21 protein-coding genes and 1 tRNA gene are annotated in these 20750 nt (G+C 55.6%); 11 read left to right on the forward strand and 11 right to left on the reverse strand.

The window, feature by feature from the left end; translation table 11 throughout:
- Positions 1-34: 34 nt before the first annotated feature.
- Both ABJ205_RS08520 and ABJ205_RS08525 read left to right on the forward strand, forming a co-directional pair.
- The gene (locus tag ABJ205_RS08520; RefSeq protein WP_348159251.1) at positions 35-1285 is read left to right on the forward strand and encodes an FAD-dependent oxidoreductase; all 1251 of its coding nucleotides are present in this window, start codon (positions 35-37) and stop codon (positions 1283-1285) included.
- A 7-nt stretch (positions 1286-1292) separates the two neighbouring features.
- Positions 1293-2447, forward strand: a complete 1155-nt coding sequence (locus tag ABJ205_RS08525) for a CoA transferase (RefSeq protein ID WP_348159252.1) — start codon at positions 1293-1295, stop codon at positions 2445-2447.
- Here ABJ205_RS08525 and queG read toward each other — a convergent pair.
- Complete coding sequence (queG, locus tag ABJ205_RS08530; protein ID WP_348159253.1) at positions 2444-3502, reverse strand: tRNA epoxyqueuosine(34) reductase QueG; 1059 nt, start codon at positions 3500-3502, stop codon at positions 2444-2446. The genes ABJ205_RS08525 and queG overlap by 4 nt on opposite strands.
- Before the next feature lie 46 nt (positions 3503-3548).
- Between queG and ABJ205_RS08535 the strand changes: the two genes are divergently transcribed.
- The 4 genes from ABJ205_RS08535 (at position 3549) to msrB (ending at position 7903) form a co-directional block, all read left to right on the forward strand.
- Positions 3549-4571, forward strand: a complete 1023-nt coding sequence (locus ABJ205_RS08535; RefSeq protein ID WP_348159254.1) for an ATP-binding cassette domain-containing protein — start codon at positions 3549-3551, stop codon at positions 4569-4571.
- Positions 4568-5860: an ABC transporter permease gene (locus ABJ205_RS08540; protein ID WP_348159255.1), complete on the forward strand. Its 1293-nt coding sequence runs from the start codon at positions 4568-4570 to the stop codon at positions 5858-5860. Before ABJ205_RS08535 ends, ABJ205_RS08540 begins: the two co-directional genes overlap by 4 nt.
- A 104-nt stretch (positions 5861-5964) precedes the next feature.
- A complete protein-coding gene (locus ABJ205_RS08545) occupies positions 5965-7314 on the forward strand; it encodes a cytochrome P450 (protein ID WP_348159256.1) in 1350 nt (449 codons plus the stop codon).
- Positions 7315-7396: 82 nt separating this feature from the next.
- Entirely contained in the window at positions 7397-7903 is a 507-nt protein-coding gene (gene msrB, locus ABJ205_RS08550) for a peptide-methionine (R)-S-oxide reductase MsrB (RefSeq protein ID WP_348159258.1), read from the forward strand.
- Between the two features lie 12 nt (positions 7904-7915).
- On the opposite strand, the gene ABJ205_RS08555 is transcribed toward msrB, so the two are convergent.
- The 7 genes from ABJ205_RS08555 to ABJ205_RS08585 all read right to left on the reverse strand — a co-directional run bounded on the left by ABJ205_RS08555 (position 7916) and on the right by ABJ205_RS08585 (position 13920).
- Positions 7916-9715, reverse strand: coding sequence for a hypothetical protein (locus ABJ205_RS08555; protein WP_348159259.1), 1800 nt, complete (start codon positions 9713-9715; stop codon positions 7916-7918).
- 4 nt (positions 9716-9719) lie between these two features.
- Complete coding sequence (locus ABJ205_RS08560; protein WP_348159261.1) at positions 9720-10157, reverse strand: GtrA family protein; 438 nt, start codon at positions 10155-10157, stop codon at positions 9720-9722.
- On the reverse strand, positions 10157-11791 hold the full coding sequence (locus ABJ205_RS08565; RefSeq protein WP_348159262.1) for an NAD(P)/FAD-dependent oxidoreductase: 1635 nt from the start codon (positions 11789-11791) through the stop codon (positions 10157-10159). Before ABJ205_RS08565 ends, ABJ205_RS08560 begins: the two co-directional genes overlap by 1 nt.
- Positions 11792-11952: 161 nt before the next feature.
- Complete coding sequence (locus ABJ205_RS08570; protein ID WP_348159264.1) at positions 11953-12618, reverse strand: PilZ domain-containing protein; 666 nt, start codon at positions 12616-12618, stop codon at positions 11953-11955.
- A gap of 253 nt (positions 12619-12871) precedes the next feature.
- Positions 12872-12958, reverse strand: a tRNA-Leu gene (locus ABJ205_RS08575).
- 122 nt (positions 12959-13080) lie between these two features.
- Positions 13081-13362 (reverse strand): integration host factor subunit beta, encoded by a 282-nt coding sequence (locus ABJ205_RS08580; protein WP_348159266.1) that lies wholly within the window; start codon positions 13360-13362, stop codon positions 13081-13083.
- 219 nt (positions 13363-13581) lie between these two features.
- Positions 13582-13920 (reverse strand): GntR family transcriptional regulator, encoded by a 339-nt coding sequence (locus ABJ205_RS08585; protein ID WP_348159267.1) that lies wholly within the window; start codon positions 13918-13920, stop codon positions 13582-13584.
- Between the two features lie 198 nt (positions 13921-14118).
- Between ABJ205_RS08585 and ABJ205_RS08590 the strand changes: the two genes are divergently transcribed.
- Together ABJ205_RS08590 and ABJ205_RS08595 are read left to right on the forward strand one after the other, a co-directional pair.
- Positions 14119-15681: a peptide MFS transporter gene (locus tag ABJ205_RS08590; protein ID WP_348159269.1), complete on the forward strand. Its 1563-nt coding sequence runs from the start codon at positions 14119-14121 to the stop codon at positions 15679-15681.
- 79 nt (positions 15682-15760) lie between these two features.
- Positions 15761-16291, forward strand: a complete 531-nt coding sequence (locus ABJ205_RS08595) for an FKBP-type peptidyl-prolyl cis-trans isomerase (protein WP_348159271.1) — start codon at positions 15761-15763, stop codon at positions 16289-16291.
- A 19-nt stretch (positions 16292-16310) separates the two neighbouring features.
- On the opposite strand, the gene ABJ205_RS08600 is transcribed toward ABJ205_RS08595, so the two are convergent.
- On the reverse strand, positions 16311-16652 hold the full coding sequence (locus tag ABJ205_RS08600; protein ID WP_348159273.1) for a helix-turn-helix domain-containing protein: 342 nt from the start codon (positions 16650-16652) through the stop codon (positions 16311-16313).
- Between the two features lie 79 nt (positions 16653-16731).
- Here ABJ205_RS08600 and ABJ205_RS08605 point away from each other — a divergent pair, with 79 nt between their 5' ends.
- On the forward strand, positions 16732-17187 hold the full coding sequence (locus ABJ205_RS08605) for a PaaI family thioesterase (protein ID WP_348159274.1): 456 nt from the start codon (positions 16732-16734) through the stop codon (positions 17185-17187).
- 47 nt (positions 17188-17234) lie between these two features.
- Positions 17235-17909, forward strand: a complete 675-nt coding sequence (locus tag ABJ205_RS08610; RefSeq protein WP_348159276.1) for an NnrU family protein — start codon at positions 17235-17237, stop codon at positions 17907-17909.
- Here ABJ205_RS08610 and ABJ205_RS08615 read toward each other — a convergent pair.
- Positions 17906-18703 carry a hypothetical protein gene (locus ABJ205_RS08615; RefSeq protein WP_348159278.1) on the reverse strand — a complete coding sequence of 266 codons (798 nt, stop codon included), beginning with the start codon at positions 18701-18703 and terminating at the stop codon, positions 17906-17908. The two genes, ABJ205_RS08610 and ABJ205_RS08615, sit on opposite strands and share 4 nt — an antisense overlap.
- A 3-nt stretch (positions 18704-18706) precedes the next feature.
- Positions 18707-19504, reverse strand: coding sequence for a crotonase/enoyl-CoA hydratase family protein (locus ABJ205_RS08620; RefSeq protein WP_348159280.1), 798 nt, complete (start codon positions 19502-19504; stop codon positions 18707-18709).
- A gap of 121 nt (positions 19505-19625) precedes the next feature.
- Between ABJ205_RS08620 and ABJ205_RS08625 the strand changes: the two genes are divergently transcribed.
- Entirely contained in the window at positions 19626-20741 is a 1116-nt protein-coding gene (locus ABJ205_RS08625) for a VacJ family lipoprotein (RefSeq protein ID WP_348159282.1), read from the forward strand.
- Positions 20742-20750: the final 9 nt, after the last annotated feature.

The following is a 20750-nucleotide window of genomic DNA, read 5'->3' on the forward strand; positions in this document are numbered from 1 at the left end:
ACGCGGACGTTATTTTCAGGCGAACGGACACACCATGAACGCAACAGGACCATCATCGGCCTCTGCCGATATCGTGATCGTTGGCACCGGCCATGGCGGTGCGCAGGCAGCCATTGGGTTACGGCAACAGGGCCATGAAGGCTCGATTATGATGGTCGGGCGAGAGCCGAATCCGCCTTATGAACGCCCGCCATTGTCCAAGGAATATCTGGCCGGAGACAAGGCGTTTGAGCGCATCATGATCCGGCCTGAAAAATTCTGGGCCGACAAGGATGTAGAGCTGCGTCTTGGGAGCGGTGTCGCAAGCATTGATTGGATGCGCCACACGTTGACCCTGTCTGATGGGACGCAGGTTGGCTATCGCAGGCTTATCTGGTCTGGCGGGGCTGACCCTCGGCGTTTGGGAATTCCGGGCGCCAATCTAAAAGGCATTTTCTACGTTCGCGACAAACGTGATGCAGATGGCATGATGGCGGCGCTCGAAGCCGGAGCAAAACGCGCGGTAGTCATTGGTGGCGGGTATATTGGGCTTGAAGCGGCAGCCGTCTTGCGAAAACTCGATTGCGAAGTGACCGTGGTCGAGATGCAGGACCGATTGCTTGCCCGCGTAGCAGGCACCGCGATTTCTGAGTTTTATGCCGAAGAGCATACGCGCCAAGGCGTCGATATACGCCTGTCTCAAGGCGTTTCCGAAGTGGTTGGCGACGACGGGAAAGTGACGGGCGTGTTGCTCGACAATGGCGAAACGCTGCCGTGCGACATGGTCATTGTCGGGATTGGTATTGTGCCCGCTGTCGCACCGCTTATCGCGGCAGGCGCTGCTGGTTCCAACGGGGTCGATGTCGATGTCTTCTGCCGCACGACGCTGGATGATATATTTGCGATCGGCGATTGTGCAGCTCATGCAAATCCCTTTGCGGACAGCGCTGTGATCCGTTTGGAGTCAGTCCAAAACGCCAATGACATGGCGAACACTGTGGCAAAGGCGATCATGGGCGATAAACAACCCTATCACGCGCTGCCGTGGTTTTGGTCCAACCAATATGATCTCAAGCTTCAGACCGCCGGGCTGAACATTGGATATGACGAGACGATTGTGCGCGGGGATCCAGCGACACGTAAATTCACCGTGATCTATATGAAAGAGGGTAGGCCGATTGCCTTCGACTGTGTGGGCACGATGAAAGACTATGTCCAAGGGCGCAAACTTCTGGAAAGCGAGCCAGGCAAGATTGATGCTGCTTTGCTCGCCGATACCGACGTTGCGATCAAAGAGATGATTTGAGCGCACCTTGGCAATAGGCACCCAAGACAATCTGCCAATGCTCCAAGGCCTTAAGGTCGTTGATCTTACCAGCGTGGTCTTTGGGCCATATTGCACCCAAATCCTTGCCGATTACGGCGCCGAGGTCACAAAAATCGAAGCGCCCGGAGGCGACGTCTACCGCCACGGGGCAAAGCCTGCTCGCACCAGAGGCATGGGCCCCGGCTTTATCGCGCTCAATCGCGGCAAAAAATCGTTAATGCTCGACCTCAAGAACGTCGCGGATGTGGGGCGGCTTCGCAACCTTTTGAGCAAAGCTGATGTCTTCATCCACAATGTGCGCGCAGAGGCAATTGAGCGGCTTGGATTTGGGTATGAAGCGGTTAAGGCGCTCAATCCGAACATCATCTACATGCACTGTGTTGGTTTTGGTTCGGCTGGGCCATATGCGGGCCTGCAAGCCTATGATGACGTCATTCAAGCCGCGACCGGCACGACGTCACTCTTGCCGCGCGTCGATGGGGATGAGCGGCCGCGATATCTCCCCTCGCTGATCGCTGACAAAGTGGCGGGACTTCATGCCGCCTATGCGACAATGGCCGCGATCACACACCGCCTTCGCACCGGACGCGGGCAATTCGTCGAAGTGCCCATGTTCGAAGCCTTCACGAGCTTCATGATGAAAGAGCATTTGGACGGTCACACCTTTGACCCGCCCAATAGCGGCGCAGGATATGGCAGGCAGGTTGATCCCAATCGCCAGCCTTTTCCCACGAAAGATGGCTGGGTCAGCATCGTGCCTTATATTCTGCCGCACTTCCCGCTTGTGATTGAGCTTTTGGGCGACGTTGAATTTGCTACACAAGAGCGTTGGAAAGACACAGCCACTTTATTGCGATCCGCACCCGAACTTTACGCCCGCATCGCGGAATTAAGCGCGGAAAAGACCACTGCGCAATGCGTTGAGATTATGCGCGAGGCGAATATCCCATGCATGCCCGCTGTCGATCTTGATGACGTCATCAAAGATGAGCACCTTCATGCAACTGGCTTTTTCGAACGCTCACAGCACCCGAGCGAAGGCACACTTCACCAGATGCGCGATCCCAATCGGTTCAGTGATTGGGAGCAAGGCCCGCTCGGCCACGCACCGCTACTTGGCGAACATAATAAGGAAGATTAGGCGCCCGACAGCCGAGCTTTGGCCCACCCCGCCGCATCCGCTACAGCCGGATCGGGATCGGAGAGCAGCTCATCCACCGGACCGATAAGTCCCTCATCCCCGCTATTGCCCGCCGCATAAAGGCAATTGCGCACAAAGCGATCCCTTCCAATCCGCTTAATCGGGGACCCGGAAAAGAGTTTTCGAAACCCCGCATCGTCAAGGCCCAACAATTCTCCAATCCTGGGAGCGGTGAGTTCCGCGCGCGGCAGAAATTCGCTGGCGGCGTAGGCTTCGCTTGCAAACTTGTTCCAAGGACACACCGCCAAACAATCATCGCAGCCGTAAATACGGTTACCCAAGGGCCCCCGGAATTCCTCGGCGATTGGACCTTTGTGCTCGATGGTGAGGTAAGAAATACATCGTCCCGCATCAATGGTATAAGCGTTGGGAAACGCATCGGTCGGGCATGCATTCAGGCACGCCCGGCAAGAGCCGCATTGGTCGCGGTGAGGGTGTGAAGGCTCCAATTCCAATGTCGTGTAAATCGCCCCCAAAAACAGCCAAGACCCGTGGTCCGGGCTCACCAAATTGGTGTGTTTGCCCTGCCAACCGATACCAGATGCCTCACCCAAAGGCTTCTCCATCACAGGCGCAGTGTCGACGAACACTTTAAGTTCGGTGTCCGGCACCGCGTCCACTAACCAACGGGCAAGCGCTTTGAGCCGTTTTTTGACGACATCATGATAGTCTTTGCCTTGCGCATAGACTGAAATACGGGCGCGCGCGCCTTCGTCCTCCAGCCCAAGCGGATCGAGCGCTGGGGCGTAGCTCATACCCAGGGCAATCACAGACTTCGCCTCTGGCCATAGACCTTGCGGAGAGCGGCGATGGTGGAGGCGGTTTTCCATCCACTCCATAGAGGCGTGACGCCCTTCGCCCAGCCATTCTTCCAAACGCTGGCTTCGCAAGGGGTCTTCTTCTGCGCAAGTAAAGCCAACGCTGACGAAACCCAGCTCTTTTGCCTGCGCCTCAATGCGCTGCTCAAGTCCAGAAGTTGCGCCGGCGTTAACCATGCTTGGGGTTGCTCCCGTTCAGTTTCGCGCGTTAACTGCAGCTTTCATGCATCACGAAGTAAATGATCACATGACGCCAGACAATGGGCCTCCTCTTTTTAACACAGTTCAAGTGGACGCCAATGTCGATGAGCGGCCTCTTGCGATAGAGGCGCGCGGCCTCGTCAAGAGCTTTGACGGCACACGTGCGGTCGATGGCGTCGATCTGTCTGTGCCCGAAGGCGCGATCTACGGCGTTCTTGGTCCTAATGGTGCTGGCAAGACCACGACATTGCGGATGTTGCTTGGCATTATTGATCCCGATGATGGGGTGCGGATGATCTTTGGCCATGACCGCCCACATGATATTGGCCGGTTAATCGGTTATCTGCCCGAAGAGCGCGGGCTCTATCCTGCGATGAAGTCGATTGAAGCGATTGCCTTTATGGGCGCGCTTCGCGGGCTTTCTTTAGCCGAGGGACGCAAACGCGGCATGGAGCTGCTTGAACGCCATGATTTGGCACACGCGGCCAATCGCACCATCCGCCAGCTTTCCAAAGGTATGGCGCAAACGGTCCAATTGCTCGGGACTTTAGTTCATCGCCCGCGCCTTGTTGTGCTGGATGAACCGTTTTCGGGCCTCGACGCCATCAACCAAGGCAAGCTTGAAGGCATGATCCGGAACCTTGCCGAGGACGGCGTGACGGTCATCTTCTCCACTCACGTGATCCACCATGCGGAACGCCTATGCGAAGGTGTAGCGATTATCGCCGGAGGCAAAGTGCCCTATGCAGGCAGCGTTGAGACAGCGCGGGATCGCATCCCGGCACAAGTCAGACTTGAAACGCGGGCCCGCGAAGGCGGATGGACATGCGCCCTTCCCAAAGAAACACGGCGCGAAGGTGATTTCTTCACCTTCTCGCTGCCCGAGACAGGCGTTGAACCCTTGCTCAAGACCCTCATAGACGGCGACGCTGGAATTCTCTCGCTCTCTATTGAACGCGCCGGATTGCATGATGCTTTTGTCGCAATTGCTGGTGAGGCTGCCGCCAAACAACTTGAGGCAGACCAACAGGGAGATGCCAAATGAGCGCTCACGATCAAGCTGCCATTGATACAAGTCCGCGACTGTCCCGCATCGAAGCGGCATGGGTGATTGCCCGCCGCGATTTTGTCGCCGTGCTGTTCAGCCGCGCGTTCTTGTTCTTCCTGATCGGTCCCCTTTTCCCCGTCTTAGTCGGCGGATTAGCAGGCAGCATTGGTGGGCAAGTCTCACGCCAAGCGGTGGTGACCGAAGTAGGTGTCGCCATGGCCGCAGATCATGCGGCTGCCCTTATGGCGGCCCGCGATAGGCTCGCTCCGCAATTGGGCGGCGCTGTGCCGATCTTGCGCGAAGTCTCCGAGGCGGCGAATGATCCCGCATTCGACGCGCGTTCCTTTATGGAAGAGCGCCGCGGCAACTACGCTGCAATCATAACGGGTACATTAGAAGCACCCGAAGTGGTCGGCACCGAAGGGCAAGTCCGCCGCTGGAAAGGCCCAGTTGAGCTGCTTGCCGCCGAAGCAATGGCCGCCACCCCTTTGAGCGTCCCGGCATCGCAAGCAACAACCGTGACCTCAAGTGCAGCTTCGGAACGCACCAACCGCATTCGCACCGCGCAAGCTGCACAAATGGTTATGTTCCTTTTGACCATGCTTCTGGCCGGAATGGTGCTTTCCAACCTTGCTGAAGAAAAAGGCAATAAGGTCATAGAAATTCTCGCTGCCGCAATTCCGATGGATTCGGTTTTTATGGGCAAGCTGTTTGCAATGCTTGGCGTATCCTTTGTCGGGATTGCCGTTTGGGGCAGCGTTGGCTGGGGCTTCTGGGCGATTGCAGAGGACGCGATTGTAACCGTGACCCAAACCAATTTTCGCGAGCTTCCGGGCCCCGCTGTAGGTTGGACAATGTTCTTGGTCCTTGGTGTCCTCTATTTCTCGATGGCCTATCTGCTGTTGGGTGCATTGTTCCTCACCATCGGCGCGATGGCCAGCACCGTTCGCGAGGTTCAAACCATGTCGATGCCGGTCACCATGATGCAGCTTATGGTGTTCTTTCTTGCCGCATATACCATCACACAGCCCGGCTCGATGTTGGAAATGGTGGCCATCGGCTTCCCGCTTTCCTCACCCTTTGCGATGCTTGCCAGAGCCGCTCTCGAAGAGACCTTGTGGACCCATATCGGCGCGCTTGCTTGGCAAGCTGTCTGGGTCGGCCTTCTAGTCAAAGGCGGCTCTATGCTGTTCCGCAAGAAGGTCATGAAGTCAGGCAATGCAGGCACTAAGAAGAGGCGCTGGTCGTTCCGCCGCAATTCCTCCGAAATGGAACCTGCTGAATAAGTAGCGGATCAAAACTCATATTGACATTGCTGTCAGTTAAGGCAGGATGACATAGGAGGGGAGAGTGCCGTGGTATGAGCCCGCACCTCCTATAGGAGAGAAACATGGCCACCGTAGCACCGCCCACCCCCCAAGCGCGTCCTGAGGTTCGCACCTCGCCCACGGCGTACAAGGCTCTGACAGAGCACTTTAAACAGCATCCTGAAGATGTTCCCGTGCACACCCATAAATGGGATTTGAGCCGTTCCGACATCTATTTCGAAGACAAATGGCAGCCAATTGTGGCTGAGATGCAAAAAGCCGGTCCCCTCCACTATATCGATGACAGCCCCTTTGGTCCCTATTGGTCTGTGGTCGGCCATAAGGCGATCCAACATATCGAGGCTCTGCCCGAAACATTCTCTTCAAGCTGGGAACACGGCGGGATCACTATCCTTGACCGGCTGAGCGATGAAGAAGTTGCCGAAACAGGGGCAGATCGCCGCGAACTGCCCATGTTTATCGCGATGGACCGCCCACAGCACACCGGTCAACGCCGCACCGTTGCTCCCAAATTTACGCCTTCGGGCATGAAAGAAATGGAGCCAGAAATCCGCAAGCGGACAGGAGAGCTTCTAGACACTCTCCCGCGCGGCGAGGTTTTCGATTGGGTGGATAAGGTCTCGATTGAACTGACCACCGGTATGCTCGCGATCTTGTTCGGCTTCCCATGGGAGGACCGCCGCTTGCTCACCTTCTGGTCCGATTGGGCAGGCGACACTGAGCTTGCGACTGTGCGTGAACTCGATGAGATGCGCTGGGGTTTCTTGCATGAAATGGCAGCCTATTTCCAAACGCTTTGGATCGAACGCACGCAGGACAAAGAGCCGGGCAATGATCTCATTTCGATGATGATCCATTCCGAAGCGATGAACCAGATGCGTCCAGAGGAATTCATGGGCAACCTCATTTTGTTGATCGTGGGCGGCAATGACACCACGCGCAACTCGATGAGCGGGTTCGTACATGCGCTCGACAAGTTTCCAGATCAGCGAAAAGCGTTCGAACAGGACCCCGACGTCATCCCCAATGCCGTGCAGGAAATGCTGCGCATGCAGACCCCGCTCGCTCATATGCGCCGGACCTGCACAGAAGATACCGAAGTGTTTGGCAAGACGATCAAGAAAGGCGAAAAGGTCATCATGTGGTACCTGGCCGCTAATCACGAGGAAGAGATTTTCCCTGATCCTCACACGCTTGACCTGAACCGCGACAATGCAAAACGTCACATCGCCTTTGGTTATGGTATTCACCGCTGTGTGGGCGCCCGCCTTGCTGAATTGCAATTGCGCATTCTTCTCGAAGAAATGCACAAGCGGCGGATGCGGGTTCATGCGGCCGGCGATGTCGAGCGAGTTCGCGCCAACTTCGTGCACGGCTTCCGCAAGCTTGAGGTTGAAATCACCGAATTTTAGATTTTTTGGGCACGCGGTGTAACCTTTCAGGTTTGCCTTACGTATTCACTGAGTGAAACCAGTGTTTATGAGAGTTCCTATAATGCCGTTCAATGTATCCAACCGACGTTCATTTCTCGCCACCAGCGGGATCGTGGCTGTGCTGCCATTCCTTGGCGGTTGCGGTTCCCGGGTTCAGGCGCGCACCGCCAGCGGGAACTTTCGTGTGACAAGAACCGAAGCTGAATGGCGCAGTAAACTCACGCGCTCTGAATATTATGTGCTGCGCGATGCAGGGACAGAGCGGGCCTTCTCCTCACCTTTGGATAATGAAAAACGCATTGGCACCTTTGTTTGCGCAGGTTGTAACAACAAGCTTTATGCATCAGAGCATAAATACGACAGCGGAACCGGTTGGCCAAGTTTCTGGCAGCCGATTGATGACGGCGCGGTTGGCAGGTCTGTTGACTACAAAATTGGTTTTCCTCGCACCGAAGTCCACTGCGCAGATTGCGGCGGGCATTTGGGCCACATCTTTGGCGATGGCCCGCGCCCAACCGGCGAGCGGCATTGCATCAATGGTGTCGCTATGGATTTCGTGCCAGCGTAAACTGCGGCGGCTTTATTCCGGCGTAACGCGCCAGATCTTTAGCCCGTTCGCGTCGGATACGGGCACTGGCTCAAGCCATTCTGGCACATTGCCATTGGCCAATTGGGGCACAAAGCCTTCAGGAGCAATGCTCTCATAAGTGCGCGTTTCATAAAGGGCAGGACATATAGCAACATAGCTTGAACCGCGTCGCCGCAAGGTTTCACGCGCATTGTCAGTTGTGCCAATTGCCGTCTCGATCAGCACCTTCATCGCCTTGTGTCCGCGATGGTGTCCGGTCGCGACGACGCTATGGTCGCTCACCAATAACAGCTCGGGCGCAATATCGAGAAGCGCGTAAATCTCGCCTTGCGGCAATTCATTCAAAGTCACCGCTGCGTCTTGGACGCGGCAATCCGCCACGCGCAGCGGCACATCGGCTGCACCTCCGACAGAGGCGCGAACGGGCATTGCGCTTGTGAGCAGCACCGCAGGGACAGCTGGAAGAAGCGCGCATGCCACGCCCACCATCGCCGCCATTCGCGGCAGCGGGCTCTCCATCATGCGAATAGTCTTCATCCAGCGGCGAAGCTGCCAGGCGACCAATGGACTTGCGAGCACGCATGCGGCGGCTCCTGTGCGAGCAACGAACACCGAAATCGCCAAGGCGCCGGCAATAATAAGCGCATAGTCGCGCCAAAATTCGCGCAGACCTTCGTGTGAGCGGGCCATTAATTGAAGGGATGCATAGATCGCGATCAGAGGCGCCGCGAGATATTGGAGAGCAATTGCAAGAACCTGCTCCCAAAGCGGCCGTCCTTCGAGCACGTTGGACAGCCAAATGTCCGCTACTAATGGATCTACTTGGGCAAACCCGCCCCCGCTTGCGCATTGGGGCGCGGCGCTCAACATCATGGCCAAGGCGCCTCCGCCTGCGAGCGCAAAACCCGCAAGCCTTAAGCCCAGTGGAACGCGCGCAGGCTGAGCCAGCAATGTCAGACAAAGCGCACCCCAGCCAAACATTGTGAGATGGACCGGGCTGATTGCGTCGCAGTAGGCAGCAAGATCAGAAAACCCGCGCGTCACAGCGAAAAGTGCGGCGCTTACAAGAGCCAATGATTGGATAGCGCTGACAAGCCAAACATGCGCCTTGGGATCGCGCAGCCAGCGAAAAGCCAGGACCGCGAATGTGATCGCAGCCAGCGGCAGACCCTCGATTGAAATCGACAGCCAAGCAGCAAAGCTTGCCCCGATGATCCAACCCGCCCGAACAGCTGAACGCGAAAGCAAGCCGTTGACCGCCGCAAGCGCGCAGACCAATTGCCAACCGTGGTGATCAATCCGCATGGGCGAAAGCTGGAATAGCACAGGGATCGAGATCACAATCACCAAAGCGGTCAGAGTTGCTTCCTCATCACCCCAAAGCCGCCAGGCAATTCGCGAGGCGAGCACCATGACGCAGGCAAGCGTAATCAGAGGAACGATAACAATCGCTGCCGTTTCAGCCATCGCGCTCCCCATCAGGGGCGTCAGCACAAGGATGACGAGTGCAAGTGGTAAATCCACAAGCCGAGACCAGTGCATTGCCGTCCCACCGCCGGGTGCATCAATCCGGGCCTGGCTGACGTCAAACCAGTTTTGCCCGCCCAAAAGATCGCGCACTTGGATGAGGCGCAGAATATCGTCGGGATCAGAGAAATGGAGGCTAGCAATCGTGTTCCAATTGATCGCAATCAGAAAGGCACTGACCAGCGCCCAAACGAGGCCTGCTCTCTTCAAGAAAGGCTTGGGAAAGGCAGATCGCCGGCGTTCAATTTGATTGCCCCCCAACATGGCGTCATGCGCTTGTAGTTAGCGAAGCATCCGCGCGGAAAACAACTTTCGCGCGGATTACCCATGTTGCAAGGAAACTCACACCAATCGCGGCGAGTTTGGCAAGGCGCGGATCAAGACCGCTCCAATCGCCAAGGCCAACAATCAACGTGGTCAGGCCAAGACCGACCAGTGCCGAAATTACAAACAACGCCTTTTGCCGCGAGCGAGCATTGCCTGCATCTGCGACCCGGTCCTGAAACACGGCGCGGCTGGACATGAGCCAGTGCGCCAAAATCCCAAAGGAGTACCCAATTGCAGAAGCCGGAACAGCCATCATCCCAACGGCCATCAGCGCAAGGAAGCTTCCGAAATCGACCGCTAGCGCACCAACGCTTGCGAGCAGGTATCGGATGAACCGCACATCGGCGATCCGAGAGATCAATGGCCGCCGGTACCGCATCACGCCCTCTTGCGAATATCTTCGGCCGGTTCTTCAGGAGCAATACGCTCCGGAACACCGCGCAAAGACGTGAGCGCTGCGATCTGGTCGTCATTAAGAGGCATGGTCTCATCGCTTGCAGGGAGCGCTTTTTCAGCGCCCTCATCGCCCGCTTCGTGATATTCAGCATCCTCATTGACGCACCAAGTGTCGTAAACGCGCTTGCCCGCGACGATGTTTTCAACCGTAAGCATGGCTGTCATCATCGCGTGATCTTGGTTGTTATATCTGTGCATGCCGTTTCGGCCTACGAGGTGCAGGCTTGGGTGCTTTTCCTCAAGCTCGTGACGCATCGCATCGACATTAGCTTCGTAATCGTCGTCATAGACTGGGTAAGCCTTCTCTTGGCGCACAACCGCACCACTGACGACTTTCTTCGGATCGCAGAGACCCATGATCTCCATTTCGCGTGTGGCTTGCGCGATCAAATCTTCGTCTGAGGAAGACCACAGACCGTCCCCTTCGAAGCAGAAATATTCAAGGCCAACACAGGCCATGCTTTCATCCGGGATCATCTCAGGTGACCAGCTGCGGAAGTTTTGCACGCGGCCAACCTGTACCCGGTCATCGTGGATGTAGATCCAATTATCGGGGAACAGATCATCAGATTTTACCATCAAGGCAACGGTCAGGAAGTCGCGGTAACGCAAGTTATCTGCTTTGAGCGTCGACTGCGGCAACGGATGAATACGCTTTGAAAGTTCGCGCATCGGCGCTGAGCTAATGACGTGTTTTGCGCGAATGGTGGCGTTGCCGCTCTCGCCCTTCGCGCTCATCGACCATTCGTAGTCCTCATCATTGGGACCAATTTTGGCAAGACGGTCAAGGCCGTGACCCATCAAAACCTGGCCTTTGCCGGTCGCTAGGATGTGATCGCGCGCCGCATCCCACATCATGCCTGGACCAAGCCGCGGATAGCGGAAGGTTTCAAGCAAGGTTTTTACCTCTTGCCCGTCATTAGGTTTCTTATTGAGGCCAAGCGAGCGTTTAAGCCCATCGACAACCGCGCTCCAAAGAGACAAGCCCTTGATCCGCTGCGCTGCCCAATCGGCGCTCATTTCATCGCACGGCATGCCCCACACTTTCTCAGTGTAGGTCTTGAAAAAGATGGAGTAGAGTTTTTTGCCGAACTGATTGGTCGTCCAATCTTCGAAGCTCTTCACCTCTTTGATCGGAAACAGCTTATATTTGAGATAGCTCGCCATGCAGATAGTCGAGCGAATGATTCCAAGGTTCCAAAGCGCTTCGAATGCGCGAAGGGGGTATGAGTAGAACTTACCCTCGTAATAAATGCGGCTCATGCGTGGGCGTTGGATAAAGTCGTCGGGCAATATCTCATTCCAAAGGTCGACGACCTCTTGGCTTTTTGAAAAGAAGCGGTGCCCGCCAATATCAAAACGGTAGCCCTCATGCTCAACCGTGCGACTTATCCCGCCGACATACGTCTCATCTTTCTCGATGATGACGACTGATTTGCCCTGCTTCGTAAGCAAGTATCCGGCGGTCAACCCTGCTGGTCCTGCCCCGATAATGGCAACATCGCAGTCCAAAGTTCCGGCCATAGTTCCCGGATTGTGAGCGCGCGTTTGCGTCATGAATGGTCCCCGTTTGAGCATTGGTAGTCTTACCTCTGGCCTGCACGGTTGCGGCCAGCTCAAAAACGGAAGTGAAGGAAATTGGTTAGCGAGAAGTAAACATGGCCGGTAAAACCCGTAAAATGTCCAAATCTCAGCCCATACGGCGCGTGCTAGGCGGTTTAGGCATCAGACCGAAGAAGATCCGGGCATTGCAACTCGGCTGCGAGTTTTGCGAATTCTTCGAGCGAAAGGGTGTTCTCAAAGACCACACCATATTCGCTGTCACGCCGCCATCGAACCTTTGCGCCTACTTCACGAAACCGCACCTCATCTTCGGGACAGTCGACAAACAGGTTCTGGTCGATTGCGTAGATGCCTTCACACGATAAGCGTGCGCCGTGCTGCGACAAATTCTCGACAAGGCCTTCGTTCGTTCCGGCGAGGGATCGGACAGTCACCGGGAAGGCAAGGTTTAGCCTTAGGCCGCGTTTGGGAAAATCGGGATTCTCGACAAGAAAGCGCGGGACGTCGATCACATTCACAAATTCATAGCCAACGTGATTGCCGTCCTCTCGAACTTGCCGGATTTCGTATGTACCTCCATCGGGCATCTGAAGCTCGAGCGGTTCACCTGTTGGCGGGTCATGAAATAGACGCAGTCCAACACCGGTTTCAGAGACATCGCGAACAACACAAACAAACTCGCCATGTGGGCTTACCAATTTGCCAGCCCGGATAACCAGATTGTGGCGTAGGGAACGCGTTTGCTGTTCGAATGCCAGATCAAGATCGGGCCCTTGGTCATCGGCAGATGCATCTTGGGCATTGCCAAGTTCCCTCATCATTTGCTGATTGCTTGCCGCGCTTTCCATAGTCCACCGTTAGATTGCGCCGGTCCCATAAGTGAGGCTGCGCAGAAGAGAATGTCTGCAACCTTTATCGAAGAAACTAGAAACAGCAGGTTAAGACCGAGGAAGATCTATTGCCGAGTGATGCGTGGGAAATAGGAAAACAAGTATAAACAAAGACTAAGATCGCCAATCGCATCCAGAATGGATCAACAAAGCAAGTGTCTGATTTATTGTGATCACCAAAGTTTGGTGCGGGTGGTGGGACTCGAACCCACACGATCTATAGGATCAGGGGATTTTAAGTCCCCGGCGTCTACCATTCCGCCACACCCGCAATCAGCCCTGATTAAGGGGTCTTTTCAGACCACTCTAGGTTGTTGCCCAGAACATTCTGGGCAAACAGAAGGGCGCGATAGCAGACAACGCGCCAAGGGCAACTCATGAGACTTGGGAAATCTACTCGCCGTTGAGGCGATTTTTGATTTCTTTGCCGGCCTTGAAATAGGGAACGCGCTTTGCCGGCACGTTCACAGAGTCCCCTGTGCGAGGGTTCCGGCCAACGCGTGCTTCACGTTCGCGGGTGGAAAAGGCGCCAAAACCGCGCAGTTCAACCCGGCCGCCTTCAGCTAACCGTTGTGTGATTTCATCAAAGAAAACGTCAACAACCTGCTCCACTTCTTCAGCGCGAAGGTCAGGATTGTCTTTGTGAAGTTCGTTGAGCAATTCGGATCGTATCATTTTGTCCTCCGAGCGTGAGGTTTTGCACCTGCCCGTGCACTATTTGCGCAGCAGCTAATGAAAGCCATAACTCCAGCCAAGACCCAGACCCGTAGAGCCATGACTAGGTCGATCTTCTGCCAGAGGTTTCAAGAAACTGCAAGGATTGAAGGGATTAACTTGCGGCAATAATTGACCCACAATGGATTTAGTGCCGTTGCCGAAGGGACAAGGAGCAGATTACGTCTGTTCCGCCAGATCCGCCGCTTCGATGCCAAGGCGGGTCATGCGCGCACGGATTTCAGGCCATTCTTCAGCCAGGAACACTTCACGTTCGCGTTCACGCAAGACGCTCGCAGCCCCTTTGACCACATACATGCCCACGCCGCGCTGCACTTCGACCAAACCGTCGTTTTGAAACTGTTGATAGGCCTTTGCGACCGTCAACGGGTTTGCCCCCTCTTTTGCGGCCAAAGTTCGAACCGACGGAAGCATCGCACCTTCGGCATAATCGCCTTGAATAATGCCGGCCGCAATCTGATCGCGCAGCTTGAGATATACTGGTCTGGCCTGAGTCATAGTTGAACTCTTGTCATAGTCGCCTCGCTAGGTGCCTGAGTGCCATAATACACTCACTCGCGTCAAGCAATGCAGAACGGCGCAAGATTGTGTGGTCCACACGAAACAAAAGCTTCACATGAGGGAAATGCGCGTTAGTGTGCGCGCCCAGTAAGCGGCAGGAGAGAACTTCGCCGCACAAGAGGGATCGAAACTCTTATGACAACTCAAGCTTTGCCGCATGGCGACAGCGCAGGCACCTTTCTTGGGCACCCCAAGGGGCTGTTCGTGCTCTTCTTCGCAGAGATGTGGGAGCGTTTTTCCTATTACGGGATGCGCGCCCTTCTGATTTTCTATCTGACCAAGCACTGGCTGTTCTCAGACGGTGAGTCGGGTATCATTTATGGTGCCTACACAGCTCTGGTTTACATTATGCCAGTGATCGGGGGGTACCTGGCAGATAAGTATATTGGTCAAAGAAAAGCGGTCCTGTTCGGGGCGGTATTGCTGACACTTGGTCACTTCTTCATGGCTTTCGAAGGCGAACCCGCGTTTGGCCATGACAACAATCCAATGCTCTATGTCTTCTGGTTCGCATTGGCTTTGATCATCGTTGGCTCGGGCTTTCTGAAGGCCAATATCTCAGTGATCGTTGGGCAGCTGTATCCGCGCACCGACATCCGCCGCGATCCGGCCTACACGATCTTCTATATGGGGATTAACATCGGTGCGGCTGCTGGCTCATTGCTGTGTGGTTATATCGGCGAAACCTACGGCTGGGCATATGGCTTTGGCCTTGCTGGTATCGGCATGTTGGCTGGGCTGATTGTGTTCATTTGGGGTACGCCTCTGCTGCTGGGCCGGGGTGAGCCTCCCAAGCCTCTCGCCAAATCCACCGAGTGGGGAATGTATGCGGCCGGGTTTGGTATGGTTGGCGTCAGTTGGCTGGCCATTCAGTACCAAGATGTCGTGGGCTATGTCTTGGGCGGGTTTGGCGGAGCCTTGGTGCTCTACGTGCTCTTTACTGCCGTGGCGAAATTGCCGTCAGAGGAGCGCGATCGCATCTTCGCAGCGATGTTCCTGATTCTTACATCAATCGTGTTTTGGGCGTTGTTCGAACAGGCAGGCTCCAGCCTCAACCTATTCACCGACCGTCATGTCGACCGGGGCGGCGTACCAGCATCGGTGTTCCAGTCGATCAACGCGATTTACATCATTCTGCTCGCACCGGTGTTTGCCATTCTCTGGCAGCTCCTTGGTCAACGAGGGTTAGAGCCATCTGCGCCGCTGAAATTTGGTCTTGGCGTGGTTCAAGTTGGCCTCGGCTTTCTTGTGCTCGTCTGGGGTTCGCAAGCCGTGGGCCCAGAGATCGCTGTTCCAGTCGTGTTTATCTTTTTGATCTACCTCCTGCACACCACCGGTGAGCTTTGCCTCTCTCCAGTGGGTCTTTCTGCGATGAACCGTCTTGCACCTGCGCATATGGCATCGCTCATCATGGGAGTTTGGTTCTTTGCCTCAGCGCTCGGCAACTTTGCAGCAGGCAAGATTGCTCAGGCAACAGGCGGAGACGGACTCACCGAAGAAGCAGGCAGGCAGGTTGTGATCGACGTTTACAACACGGTTGGCATGTATGCTGTCGGCATCGGCATCGCGGTGATGGTTGTGAGTCCGCTGATTAAGAAACTGATGCACCTCGATACGCTTACCGACGACGATGAGCATATCGAAGGCGAAGCCGAAGCAGGGTTCGAAGCTGGCGAAGCTGGTTTCAGCAAGAGCTGATGCATCTTTCAAAGATGGCCTCCGTTCACTCGTGATGCGAGATGACCGGAGGCCTTTTAATACGACAGGACAAAACAAGATGTCTGGCAATTTGAGCAAATTGGCTGCGTTGATCTGCGCAGCTAGCCTTGGGTTTTCGGCAAGCCTGGCCGCGCAAACCGCCCAAGCTACCACGGAAGCCACAGGCCCCTCGACTAGTGCTGAGCTTGCTGAGCGCGCCTATCACAATGCACAGCAAACTCATCTGTCAGGACTGCAATCCTCGGATGGTTGGTACACGTTGGAAGGGGGCCTTCGTTGGCGCTATGTCGAGTATCGCGGCACCGGTGACAGCCCGACGCCCGCCGACACTGTGACCGTACATTACGCTGGCACGTTCGTTGATGGTGAGACATTCGATAGCTCTTATGATCGGGGCACTCCCGCGACCTTCCCGCTCAGCGGCCTCATCGCTGCGTGGGAAATGGTAATCCCGCAGATGCGTGTGGGTGAGGTGATCGAGCTCGCTTCGCCCGCAAGCCTTGCCTATGGCCCGCGCGGCCGAGGCCCCATTCCAGGCGGTGCGACCCTCTTGTTCAAAGTCGAATTGATCGGGATCGAAGGGCGATAAGCCTTTGAGCGCTAGAGCTTTACGGCCACTGCTTACGCTTTTCGCCGTCTGCGAACAGCTCTGTCTCGCCCCAAATCGCCATCTCCTTGAGAACAGGTGAGAGCGCTTTCGCTCTTTCCGTGAGGACATAGCATGCGCGCTTGCCCTCTGGTGGCTCGCGCATAAGAAGTCCCGCCTCTTGCATCATCTTAAGCCTTGATGTGAGCGCTGAGCGGTTGATGCCGAGCGGCTCAATAAAGTCCTCAAACCGTTCTGCACCTAAGTAAACCTCGCGCATGATCAATATCACCCAGCGATCCCCCAGCACGCGTGCAGCGCGGCCAATCGGGCAAGGCGAGCGGGAGGGCTGATAAGACTTCATATTCGTCTGTATAGCAGACTTGCATCAGGGCATGGCAAGAGACATAAAGTCTGGATTTCAGACTTCAAGGAACTCCGTCATGCAGCACTCTCGCTTTGAAAGCCCAGAAGCCTCCATCGAATATATGAAACGCGTGGCGGTTGGACGCTCGGGCTTTTCCAATTGGCTGCAGGTCGAACCCATCCGCGTTTGGCGCGGAGAGAGCGAATTATTGCTCGATCTGCGCCCTGAAATGACCCAGCATCATGGATTTGCCCATGGAGCGATAGTAGGCCTTATGGCGGACAATGCCTGTGCTTGGGCGGGGGCTTCGGTGCTGGGTGATGTGGTGACTGGCGGCTACACCATCAACTTCCTGCGCCCTGCCAAAGGCAAGCGCCTACGCGCCATTAGCCATGTCATCAAATCTGGCAAACGCCAAGCGATTGCGCGCGCCGATGTCTATGCTGAAGGAGACGGAGACGGAGACGCTTCCGTCCACGTTGCGACCGCTCAAGCAACAATCATACCCACGGGTATCCCCGGTGAAACCTAGACCCATAGCCTAGGTGATTTGTAAAATTGGTGTTAGCCTCTCGCTCAATGGAAACGCCGCTCATCTTACTGGTCCTTGCAAACTTCGCATTTGTCGCGTTGCACTTCTTGATGTCGCACCCTTTGCGGGTGCCTATGGTCAGCCTGCTCGGTGAAATGGGCTTTCAGATTGTATATTCGGCCGTGATCATTGCGACGCTCGCGGGGGTCTATTTTGCGTTCATCCAATCACCTGAGGCGGATCTTTCTGGCACCGGCCAAGTCGGTTGGGCCATTGCGAGCGTCATCACCATACCTGCAATGGTGTTGTTTACCGGATCTTTGATCGGCAATCCCGCTATGGCATCGCCCGGTGCAGAGAAAAACGCACGCGCCGCGCCCAAAGGTGTTTTCACCATAACGCGCCATCCGATGATGTGGAGTTTTGCGCTATGGGCACTGGCGCACATTGTCCTTCATTGGAGTTGGCGAACCACCATCACAGCAACAGCCGTCGGAGTGCTCGCTCTTGTTGGCTCGCGCCTTCAAGACCGAAAAAAGCGCGAGTTGATGGGCGAAGCATGGATGCAATGGGAAGCAAACACCAGCTTTTGGCCGAAGCTTCGCGGCTTTGCAAAAGCCGGCGCGCTGCCTTGGAGCGCAGGGCTCATCCTCTTCGTTTTCCTCACTTGGCTTCACATGCCGATCGGCGGCATACCCGCCGGGATTTGGCGTTGGTTTTAAGAACCTAGACCAAGGCCTCTAACCCATTGCACCCGCGCCTCGCCAGATACGCGCTCGAACGCAAGGCCGTGACCCGACCTCTCGTAGCGTTGAAATTCAATTGCCGGATTGGTTCGACTAACGGCAAGGCCCTGCTCAAACGGCACCACCTGATCGGCAGTGCCATGTTGGATAAGGATGGGCATTGAGAGCTTGGGAAGCTTAGCCGCATTGTCGAATGTATCACGCATCAAAAGACGCACGGGGAACAATGGCAGCTTGTCCGCAGCGACATCAGGCAGGCTGGCAAAGGGGGCGGTCAAAATCAACGCTGCTGGCTGATGTCTTAATGCCATTTCTGCCGCCACGCCGGTGCCAAGGGAATTGCCCCTGATGATCGTTAAATCTGCGGCAACGCCTTGCCTTTGAAGCCATGCCAATGCGGCATCGCCATCGCGGTAAAAGCCCTCTTCACCCGGTTCTCCGCCATGTCCTGCATAGCCTCGATATTCCAACAAAAGCAGGCCAACACCGGCCTCTGCAAACGGCTCTGTCGCGACCTTGGCCCCTGCTAAAGTGCCGCTATTTCCGTGGAAATAGACGAGCGTTGGCTGCCCTGTCACCGCTGCCCGATAGAAGCTGCGCAAATGCAATCCATCGCCGGTCGCAATAACAACCTCTTCAAACCCCTTCGGCAAGGCCGACTGGGTCTGCGGCGCGGGATAGATAAGGCGGGACTGGAAGACGAAGAGAACTGTCAGGACCGCCAAATAAGCAATCGCGCCAAAGCCGAGAAGACGCATGAGGATTGCCAAGTCCTATGACCCCTTAAATTCCGCGGCACGTTTCTCGATCAAAGCCGCAACGCCTTCTGCGTGGTCATCGGTGGTATGCATCATTGCTTGCGTGTTCGCCGCCATTTCAAGGGCCGTGTCATAGTTGATCTGCTGGCCTTGGCGCAGAAGCATTTTGGATTGGCGCAAAGAATGCGGCGGCATGGTGGCGATCTTTTCAGCCTTCGCCATTGCCTCATCCATCAAGCGTTCGTGAGGGACGACTTGGCTCACCAACCCCCAATCCTGGGCGGTCGCCGCATCAATGACATCACCTGTATAAAAAAGATCAGCCGCGCGGCTCATCCCGATAACACGCGGCAAAATCCAAGTGCCGCCATCGCCCGGAATGATTCCCAATTTCAAAAAGGTCACGCCGAACTTCGCCTTTTCACTGGCAATCCGAATATCGGCAAGGCACGCCACATCGCAGCCAAGCCCAATCGCTGGACCATTCACAGCCGCGATAACCGGCACACGGATCGCGTGCAGTGCACGCAGCATCATGTGAATATTGTTGCGATAACCATCCGAAATCGCCGGCGTGCTGCCACCGAACGTGCCTTTCTTATCGCGCATCGCCTTAACATCGCCGCCAGCCGAAAAAGCGCGGCCAGCCCCTGTTAGGATCACACATGAAACACTCATATCTCGGTTGATCTCATTGCAAACACTCTGGAACTCATCCCCATCGCCAGGGCTGCCAAGCGGGTTCATCATTTCGGCCCGGTCGATTGTAAGTGTTGTGACGGCGCCTTGGCGTGTGGTTTGCAAAAGGGACATTTGAGCGGTGTTACCTCTTTTTCTATGTGTTCGGCTTCCTAAGTAACACTAAGTTCATGGAAGCCATGAGAATTGGCTGCAACTGTGCTAGCATAAGCTGCACGCAAAAGGAGACTCTGGATTGCCAAGCGCTTCATTAATGATGATGGCAAGCCCGCTTTTGGCGGGACCCGCACCGGTGCAGGCGGCTATTGAAATTGCCGCTGTGGCTCCGATTGAGGCGGCGACCAGCCATGGGACCCCTCGCCCTTGGGAGACGGTGGCCTCCGACATTTTGGCGATCCAATGGTCTTTGGCGCCTGTTCAAGAGAACGAAGGCCCTCCCGGAGACGGAGAGGCCAAAGGTGACGAGGCCGAAATACTTGTCGAGGGCACGGTTGGGCCCGTCGACCGGGATCCGATGGTTGCCGTGAACGAGGCAAGCTTTCGCATTACCCAACAAGTGGATGCCGCTTTGGTGGAACCGCTCGCAGATGGCTATCGCTCTGGCTTGCCTGGACCCCTGCGCGATGGACTTGGCAATGTTGTTCGCAATTTACGTGAGCCGGCCAACTTCTTGAATTTCCTCCTGCAAGGGAAGGTCGGCAAGGCAGCAGAGACGCTTGTTCGCTTTTCGATCAATTCCACTCTTGGTTTTGGAGGGCTGATCGATCTGGCCGAAAAGCCGGGAATTAACCTACCCTATCGCCAGAATGGTTTTGCCAACACGCTTGGCTTTTACGGGGTAGGCGGCGGTCCTTACCTCTATGTGCCTGTCGCTGGTGCCACCAATGTACGCGACCTTATTGGTAACACGCTCGATCAAAGCTTGTTGCCATTTGTAGTGGGCGAGCCGTTTAACACGCCTGAATATGGCATTCCTCTATTTGTAGTGACGAACTTGGATTCGCGCGTGGCTCTTGATGAAGAAATCGAGCGCTTGAACGATACGGTTGATCCTTATGCTGCACGCCGCGACGTCTATCTCTACCGGCGCGCCCGCGACATCGCTTTGCTCAAGGGTGAAGAGCCGCCCGAACCTCCAGCGATCTTGCGAGAGATCGAACTGGGCCTTGATGCAATTGAAGCAGAGGCAGACGCTGAATTCGAAGCGCAATTGGACGGTGCCAGCGATGGAGAAGGCGTCAGCAACAGCGAACCAACGGTTCAGCCCAGCGACGCTCCGCCAATTGCGAGTACACAGAACGAACAGCCAGTGCCAGTTGCAGTGTTGATCACGCAGCCAAAGACCCGCTAAATTTCTGCT

The organism is Erythrobacter sp., from assembly GCF_039988855.1.
In the GTDB taxonomy this organism is placed as follows: domain Bacteria; phylum Pseudomonadota; class Alphaproteobacteria; order Sphingomonadales; family Sphingomonadaceae; genus Erythrobacter.

Bases quoted from the DNA above. Each gene is read 5' to 3' on its own strand.
- ABJ205_RS08605 (WP_348159274.1), top strand. From the start codon at position 16,732: ATGCAGCACTCTCGCTTTGAAAGCCCAGAAGCCTCCATCGAATATATG.
- ABJ205_RS08595 (WP_348159271.1), top strand. From the start codon at position 15,761: ATGTCTGGCAATTTGAGCAAATTGGCTGCGTTGATCTGCGCAGCTAGC.
- ABJ205_RS08545 (WP_348159256.1), top strand. From the start codon at position 5,965: ATGGCCACCGTAGCACCGCCCACCCCCCAAGCGCGTCCTGAGGTTCGC.
- ABJ205_RS08600 (WP_348159273.1), bottom strand. From the start codon at position 16,652: ATGAAGTCTTATCAGCCCTCCCGCTCGCCTTGCCCGATTGGCCGCGCT.
- ABJ205_RS08580 (WP_348159266.1), bottom strand. From the start codon at position 13,362: ATGATACGATCCGAATTGCTCAACGAACTTCACAAAGACAATCCTGAC.
- queG (WP_348159253.1), bottom strand. From the start codon at position 3,502: ATGGTTAACGCCGGCGCAACTTCTGGACTTGAGCAGCGCATTGAGGCG.
- ABJ205_RS08570 (WP_348159264.1), bottom strand. From the start codon at position 12,618: ATGATGAGGGAACTTGGCAATGCCCAAGATGCATCTGCCGATGACCAA.
- ABJ205_RS08520 (WP_348159251.1), top strand. From the start codon at position 35: ATGAACGCAACAGGACCATCATCGGCCTCTGCCGATATCGTGATCGTT.
- ABJ205_RS08585 (WP_348159267.1), bottom strand. From the start codon at position 13,920: ATGACTCAGGCCAGACCAGTATATCTCAAGCTGCGCGATCAGATTGCG.
- ABJ205_RS08555 (WP_348159259.1), bottom strand. From the start codon at position 9,715: ATGTTGGGGGGCAATCAAATTGAACGCCGGCGATCTGCCTTTCCCAAG.
- ABJ205_RS08610 (WP_348159276.1), top strand. From the start codon at position 17,235: ATGGAAACGCCGCTCATCTTACTGGTCCTTGCAAACTTCGCATTTGTC.
- msrB (WP_348159258.1), top strand. From the start codon at position 7,397: ATGCCGTTCAATGTATCCAACCGACGTTCATTTCTCGCCACCAGCGGG.
- ABJ205_RS08540 (WP_348159255.1), top strand. From the start codon at position 4,568: ATGAGCGCTCACGATCAAGCTGCCATTGATACAAGTCCGCGACTGTCC.
- ABJ205_RS08535 (WP_348159254.1), top strand. From the start codon at position 3,549: ATGCATCACGAAGTAAATGATCACATGACGCCAGACAATGGGCCTCCT.
- ABJ205_RS08620 (WP_348159280.1), bottom strand. From the start codon at position 19,504: ATGTCCCTTTTGCAAACCACACGCCAAGGCGCCGTCACAACACTTACA.
- ABJ205_RS08565 (WP_348159262.1), bottom strand. From the start codon at position 11,791: ATGACGCAAACGCGCGCTCACAATCCGGGAACTATGGCCGGAACTTTG.
- ABJ205_RS08590 (WP_348159269.1), top strand. From the start codon at position 14,119: ATGACAACTCAAGCTTTGCCGCATGGCGACAGCGCAGGCACCTTTCTT.
- ABJ205_RS08560 (WP_348159261.1), bottom strand. From the start codon at position 10,157: ATGCGGTACCGGCGGCCATTGATCTCTCGGATCGCCGATGTGCGGTTC.